Origin of the sequence: Bacillus cereus group sp. BfR-BA-01383, from assembly GCF_022663495.1 — a bacterium.
Taxonomy (GTDB): domain Bacteria; phylum Bacillota; class Bacilli; order Bacillales; family Bacillaceae_G; genus Bacillus_A; species Bacillus_A cereus_AU.
The window spans coordinates 1-19,084 of sequence record NZ_JAKUFP010000028.1; the positions used below are offsets into that span (position 1 = coordinate 1).

Sequence of the window (19,084 nt, forward strand, 5' to 3'; positions counted from 1 at the left end):
AACTCTCCAATAAAGTTAGTTTGTCTAGCATCTAAAAATAAAAATTGACGTTTCACGTTGTTTGTTTCGTTCAGTTTTCAAAGAACTACTTTGTCGCTCATTTGCGACTTCCTTATGTTAACATCTTCGTTTTTCGATGTCAACTAAGTTTTTCAATTTCTTTTTTGTCGTTTTCTGCGTTTCTGCATCAGCGACGGTTATTAATTTATCATATACTAACTATTAACGTCAATACTTTTTAATAAAAATTTCTTTTTCTTACATAACGAATACATTCTTCTGCGCTAGCAATTCTCCGAAACAAACAAAAAATGATTTTATATCTTTCTTCCATCGCTTTTTTTACAACGGCATGAATACGCTCATCTTCAAAATCAAATAAAAGTTCTTCTAACTCTCTCTTCAATATGTATTCCATTTCTTTTCTCTCTTCTTTCGTCAGCATAAGCCCCAGCAAATCATCACCTCAATCATTCCTTACAGAGCAATAAACGTTCCGCTCATTTTCACTTATCAAAATCCTATCATTCATTATATCCACCGTTTACGATGTTAATCCCTTGTTCTCTTTTTTATATTTTAAGCATATATGTAACTGAAAAGGATTGGACAAAGGGGCGTAATATTATGTTTTTCTTTTTTATTACGAGTAAAAGAACTTTTAAACACATTAGCTTAATAGTGATACTTTCCTTATTTACGGCATGGCTTCTCTTTTTAAAAACATATTCACATGAGTCTGCTTTTTCAACCGCTACAGGACCTAAGGTAATTTACAAAGGAGACACAGCTAAAAAACAAGTTGCATTCACGTTTGATATTAGTTGGGGAGACAAAAAAGCTATTCCAATCCTTGATACACTTAAAGAAAGAGACATTAAAAATGCAACCTTCTTTCTTTCTGCTGCATGGGCAGAAAGACACCCTGATATTGTTGAACGCATCCTGAAAGATGGACATGAAATCGGTAGTATGGGCTATAATTACACGTCCTACACTTCTCTAGAAACAAATGAAATACGAAGAGATCTTTTACGTGCACAAGATGTTTTTACAAAACTCGGTGTGAAACAAGTCAAGCTATTACGTCCACCTAGTGGAGACTTTAACAAAGCAACACTTAAAATAGCAGAATCACTCGGATACACAGTTGTTCATTGGAGTAACAATTCGAACGATTGGAAAAACCCCGGTGTAAATAACATCGTTTCCACCGTCTCTAATAATTTGAAAGGTGGAGATATCGTCTTATTACATGCATCCGACTCTGCCCTTCAAACAAATAAAGCTTTACCACTGCTCCTGCAAAAATTAAAGAGTGACGGATATGAACAAATATCCGTATCACAGCTCATCTCCAACACCAGTACAAAAAGTGAAGATGTAAAGTAAGTTCCCTACCATCCCTCACACATAAAAAGCTCTACTACCTTTCACTAAGGTAATAGAGCTTTTTTTATCTCGATATTTGCAGTAGTACAACTACCGCTACGTAAAAATCCAAGAGAATCCTCTTAAATTAAGCTGATTTACTCGTTTTTCCAATTAAACGATGTAATACAAGTAGCTGATATGCATTACATAATAAAAGTGGTATAACCATTAAATATAACCAATCTGTATCATTAATTCGAAGCGCTGGTACCCATTCAAGAATTGTTACAACAACCATAAAAAACAGGGCGGGCACAAATGCTTTTTTATTCGTTTCTTTACTTTTTATATAAGCAACAATTGCTCCAAATACAAATAACATCCCAGCCACAAATATGTTATTCCCTAATGAAACTTCTCCATTTGCAATAAGTACGGATCTTAAATACACAAAATCAAATAATACAAATGCAATAAAGAAAAGCTGTACTACATTCCATAAAGAAGGTGACCGAAACATTCCTAATCCAAAACGATGGATTGTTAAATATGCAAAGAACCCCATCTGACTTATAACACTAAAAATAAATCCTACACCCATCAACCAGAAAGAGACCGCTAGAATCTCCCCGACGTCGAAATTTTGAAAAAACTTAGCGTACTTGTCCCACTCTAAAACAAATCCAATAAAGACCGTGCTAATCCCACCAAGAAACAACGTCGTTAAAAATAGTCGTACCCATTTGCGGCTATTCAAAACACATCCCCCATTATTCGTATATTTCTAATTAAATTGTATCAATGACAATTTCAAAAAGCTAGCCATGTTCATGTATAAATTCCTTAAAGATATTTATATTAAAAAAGAGAACTGTGTTGAAAGGAGTTCCAATTTATGAAACGGATGCTACTCGTTTTGATTTCTTCTTTTCTATTTATCGCACTTGTAGCATGTGCACAAGAAAAAGAAGCTAAATCCGAACTAGATTACGATCAAACAAAGAAAATGATTATTGATATTTTAAAAACCGACCAAGGAAAGAAAGCCATTCAAGATGTATTAACAGACGAAAAAATGAAACAAGCACTCATACTAGATGAAACGGTAGTAAAGAAAACGATTGAAGATGCAATGGTATCCGACAAAGGGCAACAATTCTGGGAAAAGCTCTTTAAAGACCCTGAGTTCTCATCTAAATTTGCAAAAAGTATGGGGAAAGAACAGACAAACTTAATGAAAACTCTCCTAAAAGATCCTGAATACCAATCAGGTGTTATAGAAATTATGAAGAATCCTGAAGTAGAAAAAATGATGCTACAAACAATGAAAAGCAAAGAATACCGTCAATATTTACAACAAGTACTAACAGAAACCGCTGAAAGCCCACTCTTCCAAGCTAAGATGATTGACATTATTAGTAAAGGTGTACAAAAAGCTGAAAAAGGCGGGTCTGATAAGAAAGAAGCCGGCGGTGAAGGTGGTTCCCAAGACGGGAACAAGGAACAACAGTAAAAATACTAACTATAATAATGAGTGGACAATATATGTATCGTCCACTCATTATTACTTTACTTTTGTGTAACTGCTGTTTTATCAATTACTGTCTCAGCTATCATACGATAAATAAGACCCGTTGTATGTGTATCTTCATATACTGACGGCGCAAAGTCCTCTTTATTCCAATCGGGTTGTTGAAGTGGGATTCGGCCAAGTACATTCGTTTGTAGTTCGGCAGCTAATTTATCTCCTCCACCTCTCCCAAATACATACTCTTTCTCACCAGTTACTTTACTTTCAAAATACGCCATGTTTTCAACAACACCAAGGATACTATGTTCAGTACGTAAAGCCATCGCTCCAGCACGCGCTGCTACGAACGCCGCTGTTGGATGAGGCGTCGTTACAATAATCTCCTTACAAGCCGGTAACATTGAATGTAAGTCTAGCGCAACATCACCTGTACCTGGAGGTAAATCTAATACTAAATAATCTAAATCGCCCCATTCTACTTCTGTGAAGAAGTGATTTAACATCTTCCCAAGCATTGGCCCTCTCCAAATAACTGGTGCATTATCTTCTACAAAGAATCCCATCGAGATTACCTTTACACCTAGTCGCTCCACTGGGATTATCTTATCGCCTCTTACAATAGGACGTTTTTCTATCCCCATCATATCCGGTACGCTAAAACCGTAAATATCCGCATCAATAATACCAACCTTTTTTCCTAGACGAGCTAAAGCAATTGCAAGGTTAACAGAAACTGTTGATTTTCCTACCCCACCTTTTCCACTCGCCACTGCTAAAAATGTCGTTTTTGAATTTGGTGATAATAAAGATTCGCTCTTCTCTTCTTGCGGTGGCGCAAACTGGGCTAATTCCTCTTCCGTAAATTCTGCAAAACGAAGTCCAACCGTTGCCGCCCCAAGTTCTTTTACTAACTTTACGATTCCAGCTTGCAATTGCATTTGCTCCGCTGTACCCATTTTTACAATGGCAATTTTAACACTCACATGTTCCTTCTCCGGCTTGACTGTTACCTCTTTAATCGCATTTGTTTCTTTTAACGTTTTATGTAAAAACGGATCTACAACCCCTTCTAACGCTTCCACTACTTGCTCTTTCGTTACCATAATTAGCCCAGCCCCCTGTATGAAAAATAACATAATGTTATTTAAGCTTCTCTTTTTATTCTTTAAATAAATGCGTTTACATTTCTAGTATAACATATTTTCCGAAAACTTCGTTAATGAGAGAAACTCAAAAAATCCTCCTTAATCTGGAGGATTTCCTTTTTCAGTGAAATAGCGTAATATACCACGATATATAGCAGCTGCTACTTTTTGCTGATATTTCTCCGAATTTAACATATATCTTTCATTCACATTCGATAAAAACCCTGCTTCAATTAAAGCACCTGGTGTTTTCGCATACTTTAATAAATATACATGAGAAATCGTTTTAGCAGAACGATCCGTATTCTCTAAACTCGTTCTCAGTTCAGCTTGTATAAATTTTGCAGCGCGTTCATTTTCAATTAAAGAACGGTAGTAGAACGTTTGTGCCCCTTTAGATCCACTACTAGTTAAAGCGTTTAAATGAATACTCGCAAAGAAGTCGACATCTGGTTTATTAATAATCTCCACACGCCTTCTTAAATCCTCCGCTTTACGTCTACTATACGACTTTGTATCTTTGTTAGCTAAGTCATAATCTCCCTCACGTGTTAAAATAACTAGCGCACCTTGTTCTTGTAAATAATCTTGTACTTTTTTCGTAATCTCAAGCGTAATATCTTTTTCGATAATATCCTTTCCACCAACAGCCCCTCCGTCTGGCCCACCATGTCCCGCATCGAGTACAATCACTTTCCCTGATAAGGGCAAATTCCAAGCACGCCACGATTTTGTAATTTGAAATTCTTGTTTAACTAAAAAAAACAAAACAACCGCAGCGAGCGCAAAAGAGATAATTCGAATTCTCTTCATACCTTTCCTCCTCCAGCTAGTCCCTCTAATTACTTATATGGGACAAGAGGAAAGTTTATGCTTGTCTTAATGAAGCTTTAATCGATATCTTCTTTCACCTTTTTCATATCCTTCCTGCCACCATAAGCCGATAAACTGCTGGCAAGATTCAAAAAGTAATTCCTCATCTTTTAATTTAATTTCTCGTATAGTCATACTCGTTAAAAATTGAAATAGCGTTTCAGTTAATTGTTGCTCTTCTTCTAAAGCTCTATATTTCACATCAAAAAATGATTCACCATAATAACCAAATTTACTGTATCTCGCTCCTAATAAATAAGATTCTATTCCTAGTTCAATACAGTAATCTTCATACTGACGATGAAGCTCTTGCATTTGAAAAGCATCACGAATATTTGAACGCAATGTTTTTAATGATAATTCTCGCAGCATCTTCCGTTCATATTTCAACTGCTTTTCTTTTTGTTTTTCTTGTAAGCTGACAATGACATTCATAGTACTTATAAACCTCCCTAATACGTATTAGTCTAAACTTCTAAAGAAGAAGCATACGCGAGGCAGTAGCACTAAAATATTCCAAACTACAAAAATTACAAAAGAGGAATGAAACATAAAAAAACCCCAACCAAAATGGTTGGGGTTTGTAGTTCGCAAAAATTAACGTTTTGAGAACTGAGGTGCACGACGTGCGCCTTTAAGACCGTATTTTTTACGCTCTTTCATACGTGCGTCACGAGTTAATAGACCTGCACGTTTTAGTGTTAGACGGTATTCTGGATCAGCTTTTAATAAAGCGCGAGAAATACCGTGACGAATAGCACCAGCTTGACCAGTGTATCCACCACCATTTACGTTTACAAGTACATCGTAGTTACCTAAAGTTTCTGTTGCAACTAGAGGTTGTTTCACTACTTCACGTAATGCAGCAAATGGGATATAGTTTTCAAAATCACGACCGTTAATGATAACGCGTCCTTCGCCTGGAACTAGGCGTACGCGCGCTACTGAACTCTTACGACGTCCAGTGCCATAGTATTGAACCTGTGCCAAAGTAAGCCCTCCTTTAATTGATTATCCGCGAAGTTCGTAAACTTCTGGTTTTTGTGCTTGGTGTGGATGCTCTGCTCCAGCATACACGTTTAATTTCTTAGATACTTGACGTCCTAAACGTCCTTTTGGAAGCATCCCTTTAATTGCAAGCTCTAACATTTGTACAGGGTAGTTTGTACGCATTTCTAGAGCTGTTCTTTGCTTAAGTCCACCTGGGTGGTTAGTGTGACGGTAGTAAATTTTATCGTTTAATTTATTACCTGTTAAATGAATTTTCTCAGCGTTAATAATAATTACATGATCACCCGTGTCAACGTGTGGTGTAAATGTAGGTTTGTTTTTACCACGTAAAATGGATGCTACTTCACTAGCTAGGCGACCTAAAGTTTGACCTTCAGCGTCAACCACATACCATTTACGCTCAACTTCGTTAGCTTTTGCCATAAAAGTCGTACGCATGTGTTTCCCTCCTCGTTATCTTTTCCATAGAAAAAATCTATTGTTTATCTTAAACACGATTTCCTTCCGGGGCTAATCGTGGTTTTAGAAACAATACCATATGTTATGATATACTTTTGAGTTTCTAATGTCAAGCAAATGTTACACCAGGATTAGTTGTTATAGTTTACCTGCCATAAGTAAAGTCCATGACCTGGAGCCATCTTTCCAGCAAACTGACGATTTTGTTTCGCTAAAATCTCTGGAATGCTATCTGGATCAAGCTTTCCTTGCCCTACGCTAAGTAGCGTTCCAACAATAATCCTGACCATATTATATAAAAATCCATTACCTACAAAACGAAAAATTAATTCATCATCTTGCTCAATTAACTCGATTTCATAAATTGTTCGCACTTTATCTTTTTTGTCAGTTTTTGCCGAACAAAAAGAAGTAAAATCATGCGTTCCAATAAAATAAGGAATCGCTTTTCTTATAGAGTTTATTTCGAGTGGATATGGATATTGATATACGTAATTTCTACGGAATACATCCGCAGTTTTTGATAATAATACACGATAACGATATTCTTTTCTCTCAACACCGTAACGGGCATGAAATTCTTCTGTTTTTTTCTCTACCTGTCTGATAACAATATCATCCGGCAACATTGTGTTTAAAGCGTTACTCCATTGCCACTCTTCAAGAGACAAAGGGGTATCAAAGTGTATTACTTGTCCTTTGGCATGAACGGTAGAATCCGTTCTGCCCGATGCCTGAACACGAACAAGTTCGCCTTTATGCAATTTCTGCAATGCTTTCTCTATCTCTTGTTGAACAGTACGATGCTGCGGCTGAATTTGATAACCGCAAAAATGCATGCCATCATATGCAACCGTACATTTTATTCTATCCATTTCTCTATTCTCCATTACGATCGCACCCATGCCAAAATACAAGCTAAACAAAGTAAGCTTATAATTGTTACTGTATCGCCTGTTTTCCAGCGTAGTTGCCTAAATTTAGTACGTCCTTCGCCACTTTGATATCCACGGGCTTCCATCGCAATTGCTAAGTCTTCTGCACGCTTAAAAGCACTAATAAATAGCGGAACGAGTAGTGAGATAATAGCTTTCATCCTATCTTTTATCGGCCCTCCGGCAAAATCAATACCACGTGACGCTTGTGCCTTCATAATTTTACTCGTTTCATCCATTAATGTCGGGATAAAACGAAGTGAAATTGACATCATTAATGCGATTTCATGAACGGGAACTTTTATGCGCTTCAACGGCTTTAATAACGTCTCCAAACCATCTGTAATTTCAATAGGTGTCGTCGTTAACGTTAATAATGTCGTCATTAGAATAATAACGAAGAAGCGTATAGAAATATATATTCCTTGCTCTAATCCTTTTTCATGTATAGAAAACCAACCAAGTTGGAATAGTACATCCCCTTCTTTATTTGTAAAAATATGCAGGAAAAATGTAAAAAGAAAAATCCATAAAATTGGTTTTAAGCCCGAAAGTACATAACGAATCGGCACTTTTGCAAAAAATAAAGCAATGAGTGCATATAAAAATAAAAATCCATATGAAATCGCATTATTTGCCAAGAAAACAACAAATACATATAAAAAGACAATCAGCAGCTTCGTACGTGGATCAAGTTGATGAATAAGTGAATTCCCTGGGATATATCTCCCAATAATCAACTGCTGCATGATTCATGACCACCTTTTCGTAACACCTGCACAACTTCATGAGTAAGATCCTCTAAAGATAAGGTAGCCTTTGGAATTGAAATACCAAACTTCTCTTCAATTGCACGTTTATACTTTAAAGACATAGGAAGATCCACACCGATTTCTTCCAATTCATCAGCATGTGAAAATACTTCCTCTGCACTTCCTTGCAAAAAGACCGTTCCTTTATGCATGACTACAATCTGCTCTGCATACTTAGCAGCATCCTCCATATTATGCGTTACAAGGATAACTGTAAGACCTTTCTCCTTATGTAGCTTATAAAACATCTCCATAAGTTCATTCTGTCCTTTGGGATCTAGTCCTGCTGTAGGTTCATCTAATACAAGCACTTCGGGTTCCATCGCCAGTACACCCGCTATCGCAACACGCCTCATTTGTCCACCACTTAACTCGAACGGAGAACGTGTTAATAGTTCTGGCTCTAATCCTACAAGTTCAATTGCCTCTCTTGCCTTTTGCTTCGCTTCCTCTACAGATACCCCAAAATTCGTAGGACCGAAACAAATATCTTTCTCCACAGTCTCTTCAAACAACTGATGTTCTGGGAATTGAAAGACAACCCCTACTTTTTTACGTAGTGGCTTTAGCTTCTTTTCTTTCTTTCCTGCCGAAATGAAATGTTCACCAATTTGAACTGTACCATTTGTCGGCTGCAATAAACCATTTAAATGTTGAATCATCGTCGACTTACCTGAACCAGTATGACCGATAATGGCATAATAGCCCCCACTTGGAAACGACACGTCTATATCATAAAGTGCACGCCTTTCAAATGGAGTTTTATATTGATAACGATGTTCTACTTTTTGGAATGTAATCTCCAAAGTTCGTTCACCAAGCTTTCCATTGTAAGATGCGTATTTTGCAAGAGAATTTCATTTCTTTTTAATAATTCTGCTATTTTCACTGAAAATGGTACATCTAATCCAATTTCTTGGAGCATATGAGAGGACTTAAACATTTGTTCTGGGGTTCCTTCCTCTAATATTTCTCCCTTGTTTAAAATAATAACACGGTCTGATTGTGCCGCTTCTTCTAAATCGTGCGTAATTGATAACACGGTAATACCTTTTTGATTAACAAGTTGTCTAACCGTTTCTACTACTTCACGTCTCCCTTGAGGGTCTAGCATTGACGTTGCTTCATCTAGTATTAAAATAGATGGCTGAAGCGCTAAAACGCCTGCTATTGCGACTCGCTGCTTTTGCCCACCAGATAGCGAATGAGGTTCATCGTTAAGAAATTCTTCCATACGGACAAGTCGCAGGGCCTGTTCCAATCTTTCTATCATCTGTTCTCTTGGCATCCCAACATTCTCTAAGCCAAATACAACGTCATCTTGCACTGTTGTTCCAACAAATTGATTATCTGGATTTTGAAATACCATTCCAATTTGTTTTCGAACATCCCATACCGTTTCCTCTGATAAAACTATCGTGTCATTTACTGTAATAGTTCCTGATTCTGGTAAAAACAAACCATTCAATAATTTTGCAAGTGTAGACTTTCCTGAACCGTTTTGTCCGATAACAGATACCCATTCTCCTTCATATAAGGAAAATGAAACATCCTTTAATGCATAAGAGGCTGCCCCAGGATATTGAAATGATATATTTTCTGTCCGAAGTTTCTCTTTTTTCAATACAAGGCACCCTTTCCTTCGCCAAGTTAGCCTAATTTTTATATTTAAAAAAAAAGGGCCATGACCAGTTACTTGAAAAGAACTGTCCTGCCCCTTTAATTATCATTATACTAACTCGATAATTACCATTGGTGCTGCGTCTCCGCGACGTGGACCAATTTTTGCAATACGAGTGTATCCGCCTTGGCGCTCAGCATAGCGTGGAGCTACATCAGCGAATAATTTTTGAAGTGCATCTTGACCAGTCTCAGCGTTTGCAACTTCATTGCGAATGAAAGCTGCTGCTTGACGACGAGCATGAAGATCTCCGCGTTTACCTAAAGTGATCATTTTTTCCACTACAGAACGAAGTTCTTTTGCACGAGTTTCTGTCGTTTGGATGCGCTCGTTGATAATTAAATCAGTAGCTAAGTCACGTAACATAGCTTTACGTTGCGCACTTGTACGGCCTAATTTTCTGTATGCCATTCGTAGTTCCCTCCTTTGTTGATGGGTTTAAATCCTCAGTCGTCTTTACGTAAACCTAAACCTAATTCCTCAAGTTTATGTTTAACTTCTTCTAAGGATTTACGTCCTAAGTTACGAACTTTCATCATATCTTCTTCTGTTTTGTTCGCAAGCTCTTGTACAGTATTAATTCCTGCACGTTTTAAGCAATTATAAGAACGAACAGAAAGATCTAGTTCTTCGATAGTCATCTCAAGAACTTTCTCTTTTTGATCTTCTTCCTTCTCGACCATAATCTCAGCATTTTGTGCTTCATCAGTTAAACCAACAAAGATATTTAAATGCTCAGTTAAGATTTTGGCACCTAAAGAGATAGCTTCTTTTGGCCCGATGCTTCCATCCGTCCATACATCAAGCGTAAGCTTATCATAATTAGCCACTTGTCCGACACGTGTCTTTTCCACTTGGTAAGTCACACGTGATACTGGAGTATAAATAGAATCAATAGGAATTACTCCTATTGGTTGATCTTCGCTTTTATTTGCATCAGCTGGCGTATACCCACGGCCACGCTTTGCAGTTAAACGCACGCGGAAATGCGCATCCTTTGCTAACGTTGCAATGTGTAAATCTGGATTTAAGATTTCAACATCACTATCGTGAGTAATATCAGCAGCTGTGACAATACCTTCGCCCTGTACATCAATTTCCAACGTCTTCTCTTCTTCAGAGTAGATTTTAAGAGCTAACTTTTTCAAGTTTAAGATGATCGTCGTAACGTCTTCTACTACGCCCTCAACTGTTGAAAATTCATGTAATACGCCATCGATTTGGATAGCAGTAACAGCGGCACCAGGGAGTGAGGATAAAAGAATACGACGTAAGGAGTTACCCAAAGTAGTACCATATCCACGCTCAAGCGGTTCAATTACGAATTTGCCATATTTAGCATCTTCGTTAAGTTCAACCGTTTCGATTTTCGGCTTTTCGATTTCAATCATTAACTAAACCCTCCTTCAAAACGTCGAAACCCCGGTTAAACAAAGGTATAACCCCTGTCTAACCGAAAGTCCCCCTTAGGCAGTTCCCGATTGTGCACAACAAGCGATGTTTCTGTACGAAATTTCTCGATAATGCATCATATCCATTATAGACAAAAGGGAAAATTCTATACAGAAAAATTACACACGACGACGTTTTGGTGGACGACATCCATTATGAGGAACTGGAGTAACATCTCTAATTGCTGTTACTTCTAGACCTGCAGCTTGAAGAGCACGAATTGCAGCTTCACGACCAGCACCAGGACCTTTAACAGTAACCTCTAAAGTTTTTAAACCGTGTTCCATTGCAACTTTAGCAGCAGCTTCAGCAGCCATTTGCGCAGCGAATGGAGTAGATTTACGAGATCCACGGAAACCAAGTGCACCAGCACTAGACCAAGAAAGTGCGTTACCGTGAGTATCTGTAAGTGTTACGATTGTGTTGTTGAAAGTAGAACGAATATGAGCTATACCAGCTTCAATATTCTTTTTCACACGTTTTTTACGAGTGTTTGTTTTACGTGCCATTGTTAGTTCAACCTCCTTTACTTATTATTTCTTTTTATTTGCTACTGTACGACGTGGACCTTTACGTGTACGAGCATTGTTTTTAGAATTTTGACCACGAACTGGTAAACCACGACGGTGACGAAGACCACGGTAAGAACCGATCTCCATTAGACGTTTAATGTTAAGAGATACTTCACGACGAAGGTCTCCCTCAACTTTAATACGATCGATAACATCACGGATACGTCCTAGTTCGTCTTCCGTTAAATCACGAACTCGTGTTTCTGAAGAAATACCAGCTTCAGTAAGAATTTTTTCAGCAGTTGTGCGACCAATGCCGAATACGTAAGTTAAAGAAATAACAACGCGTTTGTCTCGAGGAATATCTACACCTGCGATACGTGCCATTCTGAATGCACCTCCTTCTGATTAACCTTGTTTTTGTTTATGTTTAGGGTTTTCACAAATAACCATTACTTTTCCACGTCTACGAATAACTTTACATTTTTCGCAGATTGGTTTAACTGACGGTCTTACTTTCATGTCTCGAACCTCCTTAAAGATTACGGAGTGCTATATTATTTAAAACGGTACGTAATACGACCACGATTTAAATCGTACGGAGATAATTCTACCGTAACTTTGTCTCCTGGTAAAATACGAATGAAGTTCATACGGATTTTACCAGAAACGTGAGCCAATACGACATGCCCATTCTCTAATTCTACTTTGAACATAGCATTTGGCAACGTTTCAAGAACGGTACCTTCGACTTCAATTACATCATCTTTAGCCATTCAATAGTTCTCCCTTCTTCAAATCAGTAACATTTTACACTGCTCTGAAATCCCGGAGAGCCAGCTACTTATAAAGTGGTAAGGATTTCGTATCCTGCTTCTGTAAGAGCAATCGTGTGCTCAAAATGGGCACACCATTTACCATCTACCGTTACCACTGTCCAGTCATCAGATAGTGTTTTTACATATCGTCTTCCTTGATTCACCATCGGCTCAACACAGATGACCATTCCCGGCTTTAATCTAGGGCCTCTATTTGGTGGACCATAGTGCGGGATTTGAGGGTCCTCATGTAAGTCTTGCCCGATTCCGTGACCAACATACTCCCTAACGATCGAGAATCCATTCTCTTCAGCATGGGTTTGAACCGCATGTGAGATATTTGATAATCTTTCGCCTGGTTTTACTTGTTCTAGACCAAGATACAACGATTTTTCTGTGACATCAAGTAGCTTTTGAACAGATTCAGAAATGTTTCCAACTGGATACGTCCATGCAGAATCTCCATGGTACCCATTGTATTTCGCACCAATATCGATACTGATGATATCGCCCTCTTGGAGCTTTCGCTTCCCTGGAATTCCGTGTACAAGCTCTTCATTTACAGAAGCACATATGCTCCCCGGAAATCCGTTGTATCCTTTAAAAGATGGCGTAGCACCATATTTTCGAATCGTCTTTTCCGCTATTTGATCGAGCTCTTTCGTTGTAATTCCTGGAGTAATATGCTGTTTCAACTCTTGATGAGTTAAAGCAACGATCCTGCCCGCTTCTCGCATGATTTCTATCTCGCGAGGAGTTTTGCAGATGATCATTACGCTAAGCCTCCGATGAGAACATCGATATCAGCAAATACTTTATTGATATCTTGCTCACCATTAATGCTTTGTAAGTAACCAAGCTCCTCATAGAAATCAAGCAAAGGTTTTGTTTGCTTAATATTTACATCTAAACGATTTGCTACAGTTTCTTCATTGTCATCAGAGCGTTGATATAATTCGCCACCACATTTATCGCACACGTCAGCTTTTGCTGGCGGATTGAATTCTAAGTGGTAAGTCGCACCGCACTCTTTACAAATGCGACGGCCTGTAAGGCGTTTTAATAACAACCCTGAATCCACATTAATGTTTAAAACATAGTCGATTTTTTTGCCAAGATCTTTCATAATCTCTTCAAGAGCTGATGCTTGTGCAACAGTTCGTGGGAAACCGTCTAGTAAGAAGCCTCTTACGCAGTCTTCTTGACTTAAACGTTCACGAACGATTCCGATTGTCACTTCATCTGGTACAAGAGCACCTTTATCAATAAAAGATTTTGCTTGTAAGCCCATTTCAGTTTCAGCCTTCATAGCTGCACGGAACATATCTCCTGTTGAAATGTGAGGGATGTTATACTTGGCAACAATCTGTTCGGCTTGTGTACCTTTACCAGCACCAGGAAGCCCCATTAAAATTAAGTTCATCCTTGTTCCCCCTCAGTACATGAGCATGTAGGGAAGACAATTCTTCCCACTTACTCACTGCTTGATAAACCCTTTGTAATGGCGTTTTACTAATTGGCTTTCTAGCTGCTTCATTGTTTCTAAAGCAACGCCGACAACGATTAACATACTCGTTCCGCCAATCTGTGCAGATGGAGGAAGATTTCCCAATTTCGTAAAGATAACTGGTAAGATTGCAATCGCTGCTAGGAAAATTGATCCTACAAAGGTCAAACGATACAAAATTTTGGTTAGATATTGTTCTGTATTCTTACCCGGACGAATACCCGGAACATATCCACCTTGCTTATTTAGATTCTCTGACATTTGCTCTGGATTAACCTGAACAAATGCATAGAAATATGTGAAGGCTACAATGAGCGCAACATATATGATCATTCCCACAGGGTGAGAATAGTTAAAGTTTGCAATAATCCACTGCGATACATCATGATCCGGGAAGAACTGTGCAATAGTTGGAGGTGTAATTAAGAATGAAACAGCAAAAATGACTGGAATAACACCCGCACTATTTACCTTAAGCGGTAAATGTGTGTTTTGTGCTCCAGCATGATTCCCATTCGCTCCTGTTACACGCTTCGCATATTGAATTGGGATCTTTCTAACAGCCTGTTGGATGAAAATAACACCCACAATAACTGCTAGCACAGCTAGTAAAATCAATACAACTTTAACGATACTCATGAACAATTGATCTCCGATATTTTGAAACTGTTGCTGATACACTTGAGATATAACACTTGGGATCGCTGCGGCAATACCAGCAAAGATAAGAATGGAAATACCATTACCTACACCTTTAGAAGTAATCTGTTCGCCTAACCACATTAAAAATGCAGTACCAGCAGTCAGTACCGTAGCAATGTATAAATAAGTGCTCCAACCAGGATTCAAAATTAATTGTCCACCTACCATACCGTTAAAACCGATCGACATACCAAACCCCTGAATAAACGCAAGAACAATTGTAAAGTAACGCGTGAATTGCGTTAATTTACGGCGGCCCATTTCACCTTGCTTCGACCATTCCGAAAATTTAGGAACAACATCCATCTGCAATAATTGCACGATGATGGATGCTGTAATATACGGCATGATTCCCATCGCAAAGATGGAGAAGTTTTTCAAGGCGCCACCGCCAAATGTATTTAGAATACCTAAGGCATTTAATTGATCTTGTGCTTTCAGTACGTCTCCATTTGTAAATGGCACTGGGATAAACGTGCCAATCCTGAATACGATTAACATCGCTAAAGTGAATAATATTTTACGTCTTATCTCAGCAACGCGCATAAAGTTGGAGATTGTACGAAACATTAGATCACCTCAACTGATCCGCCAGCTGCTTCAATTGCTTCTTTAGCACTTGAAGAGAACTTGTGCGCTTTAACAGTTAATTTTTTCTCTACTGCTCCGCTTGCAAGAATTTTAACACCGTCGTTTAACTTGCTGATAACGCCAGTTTCCAGCAATAATTCAGGTGTTACTTCTGTACCATCTTCAAAACGATTTAACGTTGATAAGTTTACAATAGTAAACTCTTTACGGTTAATGTTTGTGAAGCCGCGTTTTGGTAAACGACGGAATAATGGAGTTTGACCACCTTCGAAGCCAAGACGAACACCGCCGCCAGAACGTGCGTTTTGTCCTTTATGACCTTTACCAGCAGTTTTACCGTTACCAGAACCGATACCACGACCGACACGGTTACGTACTTTACGAGAACCTTCTGCAGGTTTTAATTCATGAAGTTTCATTCCCAGGCACCTCCTTATATTAATGAGTTATCCTTAAGCTTCTTTTACAGTTACAAGGTGAGAAACTTTGTTGATCATACCAAGAATAGCAGGAGTTTCTTCCTTAACTACAGTTGAATTCAACTTTTTAAGACCTAAAGCTTCTACCGTCGCACGTTGATCTTGTGGACGACCAATTACACTACGAGTGAGGGTAATTTCTAACTTTTTCGCCATTTGTTTTCCCTCCTTAACCTAGTAGCTCTTCTACAGATTTACCGCGTAATTTTGCAACATCTTCAGCGCGCTTAAGTTCGCTTAATCCGTTCACAGTAGCGCGAATCATGTTGATAGGTGTGTTAGAACCAAGAGATTTCGAAAGAATATCTTGTACACCAGCTAATTCAAGAACCGCACGAACAGGTCCACCAGCGATAACACCAGTACCCTCAGCAGCAGGTTTTAAGAATACTTCACCAGCTCCAAAATGACCGTTGATTGTGTGTGGAATTGTTGTACCAACTAATGGTACAGCGATTAAGTTTTTCTTAGCGTCTTCGATAGCTTTGCGAATTGCGTCTGGTACCTCTTGTGCTTTACCAGTACCGAATCCAACATGACCGTTTTTATCGCCAACTACAACTAGTGCAGCAAAGCGGAAACGACGACCACCCTTAACAACTTTCGCGACACGATTTATCGTAACTACACGTTCTTCAAGTTCTAATTTACTTGGGTCAATGCGATGCATCAATTTTCCCTCCTTTGACCATTAAAATTGTAATCCAGCCTCACGAGCAGCTTCAGCTAGAGCTTTAACACGGCCATGGTATAAGTAACCACCGCGATCGAATACTACTTCTTTAACGCCTTTCTCTACAGCACGCTTAGCAACTGATTCTCCAACTTTCGTAGCAGCTTCAGTATTGCTAGTACCGTTAAGAGCAAGGTCTTTATCAAGAGTAGATGCACTTACTAACGTTACACCATTCACATCATCAATAACTTGAGCGTAAATATGTTGGTTAGAACGGAACACGTTTAAACGTGGACGTTCTGCAGTACCAGTAAGTTTAGCACGTACACGTGCATGTCTTTTCTTACGAGTCGCATTTTTATCAGCTTTAGTGATCATTCTTGTCACTCCTTTCTCTCACCTAACGGGTTTACTTAGCAGTTTTACCTTCTTTACGACGAACAACTTCGCCTTCGTAACGAATACCTTTACCTTTATATGGCTCAGGAGCACGTACAGCACGGATGTTAGCAGCAAATTCGCCAACACGTTGCTTGTCGATACCTTTAATTACGATTTTAGTTGGTGCAGGTACTTCAACTTCAAGACCTGCTTCCGGAGTCATTTCTACTGGATGAGAATAACCTACGCTTAATACAAGTTTATCTCCTTGTTTTTGAGCACGGTAACCAACACCGACTAATTCAAGTCCGCGTGCGAAACCTGTAGTTACACCTTCAACCATGTTTCCGATTAAAGCACGAGTTGTACCGTGTAATGCACGGTGTTCCTTCTGTTCAGATGGACGCTCAACTGTTAGTGTATTTTCTTCAATTTTGATAGACATATCAGCATTGAATGTACGAGTTAATTCACCTTTAGGGCCTTTTACTGTTACAGTATTGTCTTCTGCAATTGTAATAGTAACACCTGCAGGGATTTCAAGAATCTTTTTACCAATACGAGACATGTGGTCACACCTCCGTTCGTTTTAAATATATATTACCAAACGTATGCTACTACTTCTCCACCAGTTTGTAATTGACGAGCGTCTTTGTCTGTCATTACTCCCTTAGATGTAGAAACAAGAGCGATACCTAATCCGTTAAGTACACGTGGTACTTCATCAGCTTTAGCGTAAACGCGTAAGCCAGGTTTACTGATACGTTTTAATCCAGTGATTACACGTTCATTGTTTGCACCATATTTCAGGAAAATACGAAGGATACCTTGTTTGTTATCCTCGATGTATTCTACATCACGAATGAAACCTTCACGTTTTAAAAGTTCAGCGATCTCTTTTTTGATTTTAGAAGCAGGAACCTCTAATTTCTCATGACGTACCATGTTCGCATTACGGATGCGAGTAAGCATGTCTGCAATTGGATCTGTCATCACCATGTGTTTTACCTCCTTCCCATTTGTGGGTTTTACCAACTAGCTTTTTTAACACCAGGAATTTGACCTTTATATGCAAGTTCACGGAAACAAATACGGCAAAGCTTAAATTTGCGGTATACAGAATGCGGACGACCGCAGCGTTCGCAACGTGTATACTCTTGTACTTTAAACTTAGGAGTACGCTTTTGTTTCGCTATCATAGATTTTTTAGCCACGTTTTCGCCTCCTCTACTTAGCGTTGGTTTCCATTATTTTTGGAATGGCATACCGAATTGTGTTAAAAGTTCACGAGCTTCTTCATCAGTTTTCGCTGTAGTAACGATTACGATGTCCATACCGCGGACTTTGCTTACTTTATCATAATCAATCTCAGGGAAAATAAGTTGCTCTTTAACACCTAATGTGTAGTTCCCACGACCATCGAATGATTTCTTAGAAACACCACGGAAATCACGTACACGTGGTAAAGAAACCGATACTAATTTGTCGAAGAACTCATACATTTGCTCGCCACGTAAAGTTACTTTCGCACCGATTGGCATACCTTCACGAAGACGGAAACCAGCGATTGATTTCTTAGCACGAGTTACAACAGGTTTTTGACCTGCGATTTGCGTTAATTCTTCTACTGCATTGTCTAAAGCTTTTGAGTTAGATACCGCGTCACCAACACCAGTGTTGATTACGATCTTTTCGATTTTCGGTACTTCCATCACAGATTTATAGTTAAACTTGCTCATTAGAGCAGGAGTAATTTCCTTTTGGAACTTCTCTTTAAGGCGATTCAATGAAGTGACCTCCTTTCTTAAGAAAATTATTTATCTAATAATTCACCAGATTTTTTTGCAATACGAACTTTTTTACCATCTTCTACTTTGAAGCCTACACGAGTAGGTTCACCTGTTTTCGGATCTAAAATCATAACGTTAGAAACGTGAATAGGTGCTTCTTTAGTAATAATTCCACCTTGTGGATTTAATTGAGATGGCTTAGAGTGTTTTTTAACGATGTTAACACCCTCAACGATAACACGGTTTTGCTTTGGGAAAGCCACAAGGATAACGCCTTGTTTTCCTTTGTCTTTACCAGTGATTACCTGTACTTTATCACCTTTTTTTACATGCATCTTAATTCTGCACCTCCTTA

General features: G+C 38.6%; 31 protein-coding genes. 2 read left to right on the forward strand and 29 right to left on the reverse strand.

What is annotated here, in order from left to right; translation table 11 throughout:
* Positions 1–238 precede the first annotated feature (238 nt).
* Positions 239–457, reverse strand: coding sequence for a hypothetical protein (locus MR065_RS20455; RefSeq protein WP_242214929.1), 219 nt, complete (start codon positions 455–457; stop codon positions 239–241).
* A 170-nt stretch (positions 458–627) separates the two neighbouring features.
* Here MR065_RS20455 and pdaB point away from each other — a divergent pair, with 170 nt between their 5' ends.
* Complete coding sequence (gene pdaB / locus MR065_RS20460; RefSeq protein WP_242214931.1) at positions 628–1,392, forward strand: polysaccharide deacetylase family sporulation protein PdaB; 765 nt, start codon at positions 628–630, stop codon at positions 1,390–1,392.
* Between the two features lie 127 nt (positions 1,393–1,519).
* On the opposite strand, the gene kbaA is transcribed toward pdaB, so the two are convergent.
* The gene (kbaA, locus tag MR065_RS20465; protein ID WP_242214932.1) at positions 1,520–2,131 is read right to left on the reverse strand and encodes a KinB signaling pathway activation protein KbaA; all 612 of its coding nucleotides are present in this window, start codon (positions 2,129–2,131) and stop codon (positions 1,520–1,522) included.
* Positions 2,132–2,269: 138 nt separating this feature from the next.
* Here kbaA and gerD point away from each other — a divergent pair, with 138 nt between their 5' ends.
* Positions 2,270–2,887, forward strand: a complete 618-nt coding sequence (gene gerD, locus MR065_RS20470) for a spore germination protein GerD (RefSeq protein ID WP_071711509.1) — start codon at positions 2,270–2,272, stop codon at positions 2,885–2,887.
* Positions 2,888–2,943: 56 nt separating this feature from the next.
* Here the strand turns inward: gerD and MR065_RS20475 are convergent, their stop codons facing one another.
* The 27 genes from MR065_RS20475 to rplX all read right to left on the reverse strand — a co-directional run bounded on the left by MR065_RS20475 (position 2,944) and on the right by rplX (position 19,064).
* Positions 2,944–4,008 (reverse strand): Mrp/NBP35 family ATP-binding protein, encoded by a 1,065-nt coding sequence (locus MR065_RS20475; protein WP_242214933.1) that lies wholly within the window; start codon positions 4,006–4,008, stop codon positions 2,944–2,946.
* Positions 4,009–4,149: 141 nt separating this feature from the next.
* Positions 4,150–4,863: an N-acetylmuramoyl-L-alanine amidase CwlD gene (cwlD, locus tag MR065_RS20480; RefSeq protein ID WP_000822440.1), complete on the reverse strand. Its 714-nt coding sequence runs from the start codon at positions 4,861–4,863 to the stop codon at positions 4,150–4,152.
* Between the two features lie 66 nt (positions 4,864–4,929).
* Positions 4,930–5,358, reverse strand: coding sequence for a DUF2521 family protein (locus MR065_RS20485; protein ID WP_097904644.1), 429 nt, complete (start codon positions 5,356–5,358; stop codon positions 4,930–4,932).
* 162 nt (positions 5,359–5,520) lie between these two features.
* Positions 5,521–5,913, reverse strand: a complete 393-nt coding sequence (rpsI, locus tag MR065_RS20490) for a 30S ribosomal protein S9 (RefSeq protein ID WP_000079986.1) — start codon at positions 5,911–5,913, stop codon at positions 5,521–5,523.
* A gap of 21 nt (positions 5,914–5,934) precedes the next feature.
* The gene (gene rplM, locus MR065_RS20495; RefSeq protein WP_001260793.1) at positions 5,935–6,372 is read right to left on the reverse strand and encodes a 50S ribosomal protein L13; all 438 of its coding nucleotides are present in this window, start codon (positions 6,370–6,372) and stop codon (positions 5,935–5,937) included.
* Between the two features lie 152 nt (positions 6,373–6,524).
* Positions 6,525–7,268 carry a tRNA pseudouridine(38-40) synthase TruA gene (gene truA / locus MR065_RS20500; RefSeq protein WP_060633077.1) on the reverse strand — a complete coding sequence of 248 codons (744 nt, stop codon included), beginning with the start codon at positions 7,266–7,268 and terminating at the stop codon, positions 6,525–6,527.
* Positions 7,269–7,282: 14 nt separating this feature from the next.
* On the reverse strand, positions 7,283–8,077 hold the full coding sequence (locus tag MR065_RS20505) for an energy-coupling factor transporter transmembrane component T family protein (protein ID WP_097904643.1): 795 nt from the start codon (positions 8,075–8,077) through the stop codon (positions 7,283–7,285).
* Entirely contained in the window at positions 8,065–8,946 is an 882-nt protein-coding gene (locus tag MR065_RS20510; RefSeq protein WP_242214934.1) for an energy-coupling factor ABC transporter ATP-binding protein, read from the reverse strand. Before MR065_RS20510 ends, MR065_RS20505 begins: the two co-directional genes overlap by 13 nt.
* A complete protein-coding gene (locus tag MR065_RS20515; RefSeq protein ID WP_242214935.1) occupies positions 8,922–9,764 on the reverse strand; it encodes an energy-coupling factor ABC transporter ATP-binding protein in 843 nt (280 codons plus the stop codon). The genes MR065_RS20510 and MR065_RS20515 overlap by 25 nt, the downstream gene beginning before the upstream one ends.
* Positions 9,765–9,869: 105 nt before the next feature.
* The gene (gene rplQ, locus MR065_RS20520) at positions 9,870–10,232 is read right to left on the reverse strand and encodes a 50S ribosomal protein L17 (protein ID WP_000331490.1); all 363 of its coding nucleotides are present in this window, start codon (positions 10,230–10,232) and stop codon (positions 9,870–9,872) included.
* 35 nt (positions 10,233–10,267) lie between these two features.
* On the reverse strand, positions 10,268–11,212 hold the full coding sequence (locus tag MR065_RS20525) for a DNA-directed RNA polymerase subunit alpha (protein ID WP_000569643.1): 945 nt from the start codon (positions 11,210–11,212) through the stop codon (positions 10,268–10,270).
* Positions 11,213–11,392: 180 nt separating this feature from the next.
* Positions 11,393–11,782, reverse strand: a complete 390-nt coding sequence (gene rpsK / locus MR065_RS20530) for a 30S ribosomal protein S11 (protein WP_000101797.1) — start codon at positions 11,780–11,782, stop codon at positions 11,393–11,395.
* 24 nt (positions 11,783–11,806) lie between these two features.
* Positions 11,807–12,172, reverse strand: coding sequence for a 30S ribosomal protein S13 (gene rpsM / locus MR065_RS20535; protein WP_000090792.1), 366 nt, complete (start codon positions 12,170–12,172; stop codon positions 11,807–11,809).
* 21 nt (positions 12,173–12,193) lie between these two features.
* Positions 12,194–12,307 carry a 50S ribosomal protein L36 gene (rpmJ, locus tag MR065_RS20540; protein ID WP_000868344.1) on the reverse strand — a complete coding sequence of 38 codons (114 nt, stop codon included), beginning with the start codon at positions 12,305–12,307 and terminating at the stop codon, positions 12,194–12,196.
* A gap of 35 nt (positions 12,308–12,342) precedes the next feature.
* Positions 12,343–12,561 (reverse strand): translation initiation factor IF-1, encoded by a 219-nt coding sequence (gene infA, locus MR065_RS20545; protein WP_001029884.1) that lies wholly within the window; start codon positions 12,559–12,561, stop codon positions 12,343–12,345.
* A gap of 68 nt (positions 12,562–12,629) precedes the next feature.
* A complete protein-coding gene (gene map, locus MR065_RS20550) occupies positions 12,630–13,376 on the reverse strand; it encodes a type I methionyl aminopeptidase (RefSeq protein WP_048374299.1) in 747 nt (248 codons plus the stop codon).
* Complete coding sequence (locus MR065_RS20555) at positions 13,376–14,026, reverse strand: adenylate kinase (RefSeq protein WP_001048996.1); 651 nt, start codon at positions 14,024–14,026, stop codon at positions 13,376–13,378. The genes map and MR065_RS20555 overlap by 1 nt, the downstream gene beginning before the upstream one ends.
* 54 nt (positions 14,027–14,080) lie before the next feature.
* Positions 14,081–15,382, reverse strand: a complete 1,302-nt coding sequence (gene secY, locus MR065_RS20560; RefSeq protein ID WP_242214936.1) for a preprotein translocase subunit SecY — start codon at positions 15,380–15,382, stop codon at positions 14,081–14,083.
* On the reverse strand, positions 15,382–15,822 hold the full coding sequence (gene rplO, locus MR065_RS20565; RefSeq protein WP_000766083.1) for a 50S ribosomal protein L15: 441 nt from the start codon (positions 15,820–15,822) through the stop codon (positions 15,382–15,384). Before rplO ends, secY begins: the two co-directional genes overlap by 1 nt.
* 33 nt (positions 15,823–15,855) lie before the next feature.
* Positions 15,856–16,038: a 50S ribosomal protein L30 gene (rpmD, locus tag MR065_RS20570; protein WP_001085234.1), complete on the reverse strand. Its 183-nt coding sequence runs from the start codon at positions 16,036–16,038 to the stop codon at positions 15,856–15,858.
* 13 nt (positions 16,039–16,051) lie between these two features.
* Positions 16,052–16,552 carry a 30S ribosomal protein S5 gene (gene rpsE, locus MR065_RS20575; protein WP_000554646.1) on the reverse strand — a complete coding sequence of 167 codons (501 nt, stop codon included), beginning with the start codon at positions 16,550–16,552 and terminating at the stop codon, positions 16,052–16,054.
* Positions 16,553–16,573: 21 nt separating this feature from the next.
* On the reverse strand, positions 16,574–16,936 hold the full coding sequence (gene rplR / locus MR065_RS20580; protein ID WP_000628818.1) for a 50S ribosomal protein L18: 363 nt from the start codon (positions 16,934–16,936) through the stop codon (positions 16,574–16,576).
* Between the two features lie 31 nt (positions 16,937–16,967).
* The gene (gene rplF, locus MR065_RS20585; protein ID WP_000086554.1) at positions 16,968–17,507 is read right to left on the reverse strand and encodes a 50S ribosomal protein L6; all 540 of its coding nucleotides are present in this window, start codon (positions 17,505–17,507) and stop codon (positions 16,968–16,970) included.
* A gap of 32 nt (positions 17,508–17,539) precedes the next feature.
* Entirely contained in the window at positions 17,540–17,938 is a 399-nt protein-coding gene (rpsH, locus tag MR065_RS20590) for a 30S ribosomal protein S8 (protein WP_000245511.1), read from the reverse strand.
* A 29-nt stretch (positions 17,939–17,967) separates the two neighbouring features.
* Positions 17,968–18,153 (reverse strand): 30S ribosomal protein S14, encoded by a 186-nt coding sequence (gene rpsN, locus MR065_RS20595; protein WP_001085700.1) that lies wholly within the window; start codon positions 18,151–18,153, stop codon positions 17,968–17,970.
* Between the two features lie 33 nt (positions 18,154–18,186).
* On the reverse strand, positions 18,187–18,726 hold the full coding sequence (rplE, locus tag MR065_RS20600) for a 50S ribosomal protein L5 (RefSeq protein WP_098307110.1): 540 nt from the start codon (positions 18,724–18,726) through the stop codon (positions 18,187–18,189).
* Between the two features lie 26 nt (positions 18,727–18,752).
* Positions 18,753–19,064, reverse strand: a complete 312-nt coding sequence (rplX, locus tag MR065_RS20605) for a 50S ribosomal protein L24 (protein WP_000558200.1) — start codon at positions 19,062–19,064, stop codon at positions 18,753–18,755.
* Between the last annotated feature and the right edge of the window lie 20 nt (positions 19,065–19,084).

Bases quoted from the DNA above. Each gene is read 5' to 3' on its own strand.
- rpsH (WP_000245511.1), bottom strand. From the start codon at position 17,938: ATGGTGATGACAGATCCAATTGCAGACATGCTTACTCGCATCCGTAAT.
- MR065_RS20475 (WP_242214933.1), bottom strand. From the start codon at position 4,008: ATGGTAACGAAAGAGCAAGTAGTGGAAGCGTTAGAAGGGGTTGTAGAT.
- rplQ (WP_000331490.1), bottom strand. From the start codon at position 10,232: ATGGCATACAGAAAATTAGGCCGTACAAGTGCGCAACGTAAAGCTATG.
- rpmJ (WP_000868344.1), bottom strand. From the start codon at position 12,307: ATGAAAGTAAGACCGTCAGTTAAACCAATCTGCGAAAAATGTAAAGTT.
- rpmD (WP_001085234.1), bottom strand. From the start codon at position 16,038: ATGGCGAAAAAGTTAGAAATTACCCTCACTCGTAGTGTAATTGGTCGT.
- truA (WP_060633077.1), bottom strand. From the start codon at position 7,268: ATGGATAGAATAAAATGTACGGTTGCATATGATGGCATGCATTTTTGC.
- rplR (WP_000628818.1), bottom strand. From the start codon at position 16,936: ATGATCACTAAAGCTGATAAAAATGCGACTCGTAAGAAAAGACATGCA.
- rpsE (WP_000554646.1), bottom strand. From the start codon at position 16,552: ATGCATCGCATTGACCCAAGTAAATTAGAACTTGAAGAACGTGTAGTT.
- secY (WP_242214936.1), bottom strand. From the start codon at position 15,382: ATGTTTCGTACAATCTCCAACTTTATGCGCGTTGCTGAGATAAGACGT.
- rplM (WP_001260793.1), bottom strand. From the start codon at position 6,372: ATGCGTACGACTTTTATGGCAAAAGCTAACGAAGTTGAGCGTAAATGG.
- pdaB (WP_242214931.1), top strand. From the start codon at position 628: ATGTTTTTCTTTTTTATTACGAGTAAAAGAACTTTTAAACACATTAGC.
- map (WP_048374299.1), bottom strand. From the start codon at position 13,376: ATGATCATCTGCAAAACTCCTCGCGAGATAGAAATCATGCGAGAAGCG.
- rpsK (WP_000101797.1), bottom strand. From the start codon at position 11,782: ATGGCACGTAAAACAAACACTCGTAAAAAACGTGTGAAAAAGAATATT.
- MR065_RS20525 (WP_000569643.1), bottom strand. From the start codon at position 11,212: ATGATTGAAATCGAAAAGCCGAAAATCGAAACGGTTGAACTTAACGAA.
- MR065_RS20505 (WP_097904643.1), bottom strand. From the start codon at position 8,077: ATGCAGCAGTTGATTATTGGGAGATATATCCCAGGGAATTCACTTATT.
- rpsM (WP_000090792.1), bottom strand. From the start codon at position 12,172: ATGGCACGTATCGCAGGTGTAGATATTCCTCGAGACAAACGCGTTGTT.
- MR065_RS20555 (WP_001048996.1), bottom strand. From the start codon at position 14,026: ATGAACTTAATTTTAATGGGGCTTCCTGGTGCTGGTAAAGGTACACAA.
- cwlD (WP_000822440.1), bottom strand. From the start codon at position 4,863: ATGAAGAGAATTCGAATTATCTCTTTTGCGCTCGCTGCGGTTGTTTTG.
- MR065_RS20485 (WP_097904644.1), bottom strand. From the start codon at position 5,358: ATGAATGTCATTGTCAGCTTACAAGAAAAACAAAAAGAAAAGCAGTTG.
- rplF (WP_000086554.1), bottom strand. From the start codon at position 17,507: ATGTCTCGTATTGGTAAAAAGATTCTTGAAATCCCTGCAGGTGTTACT.
- rplO (WP_000766083.1), bottom strand. From the start codon at position 15,822: ATGAAACTTCATGAATTAAAACCTGCAGAAGGTTCTCGTAAAGTACGT.
- rplX (WP_000558200.1), bottom strand. From the start codon at position 19,064: ATGCATGTAAAAAAAGGTGATAAAGTACAGGTAATCACTGGTAAAGAC.
- gerD (WP_071711509.1), top strand. From the start codon at position 2,270: ATGAAACGGATGCTACTCGTTTTGATTTCTTCTTTTCTATTTATCGCA.
- infA (WP_001029884.1), bottom strand. From the start codon at position 12,561: ATGGCTAAAGATGATGTAATTGAAGTCGAAGGTACCGTTCTTGAAACG.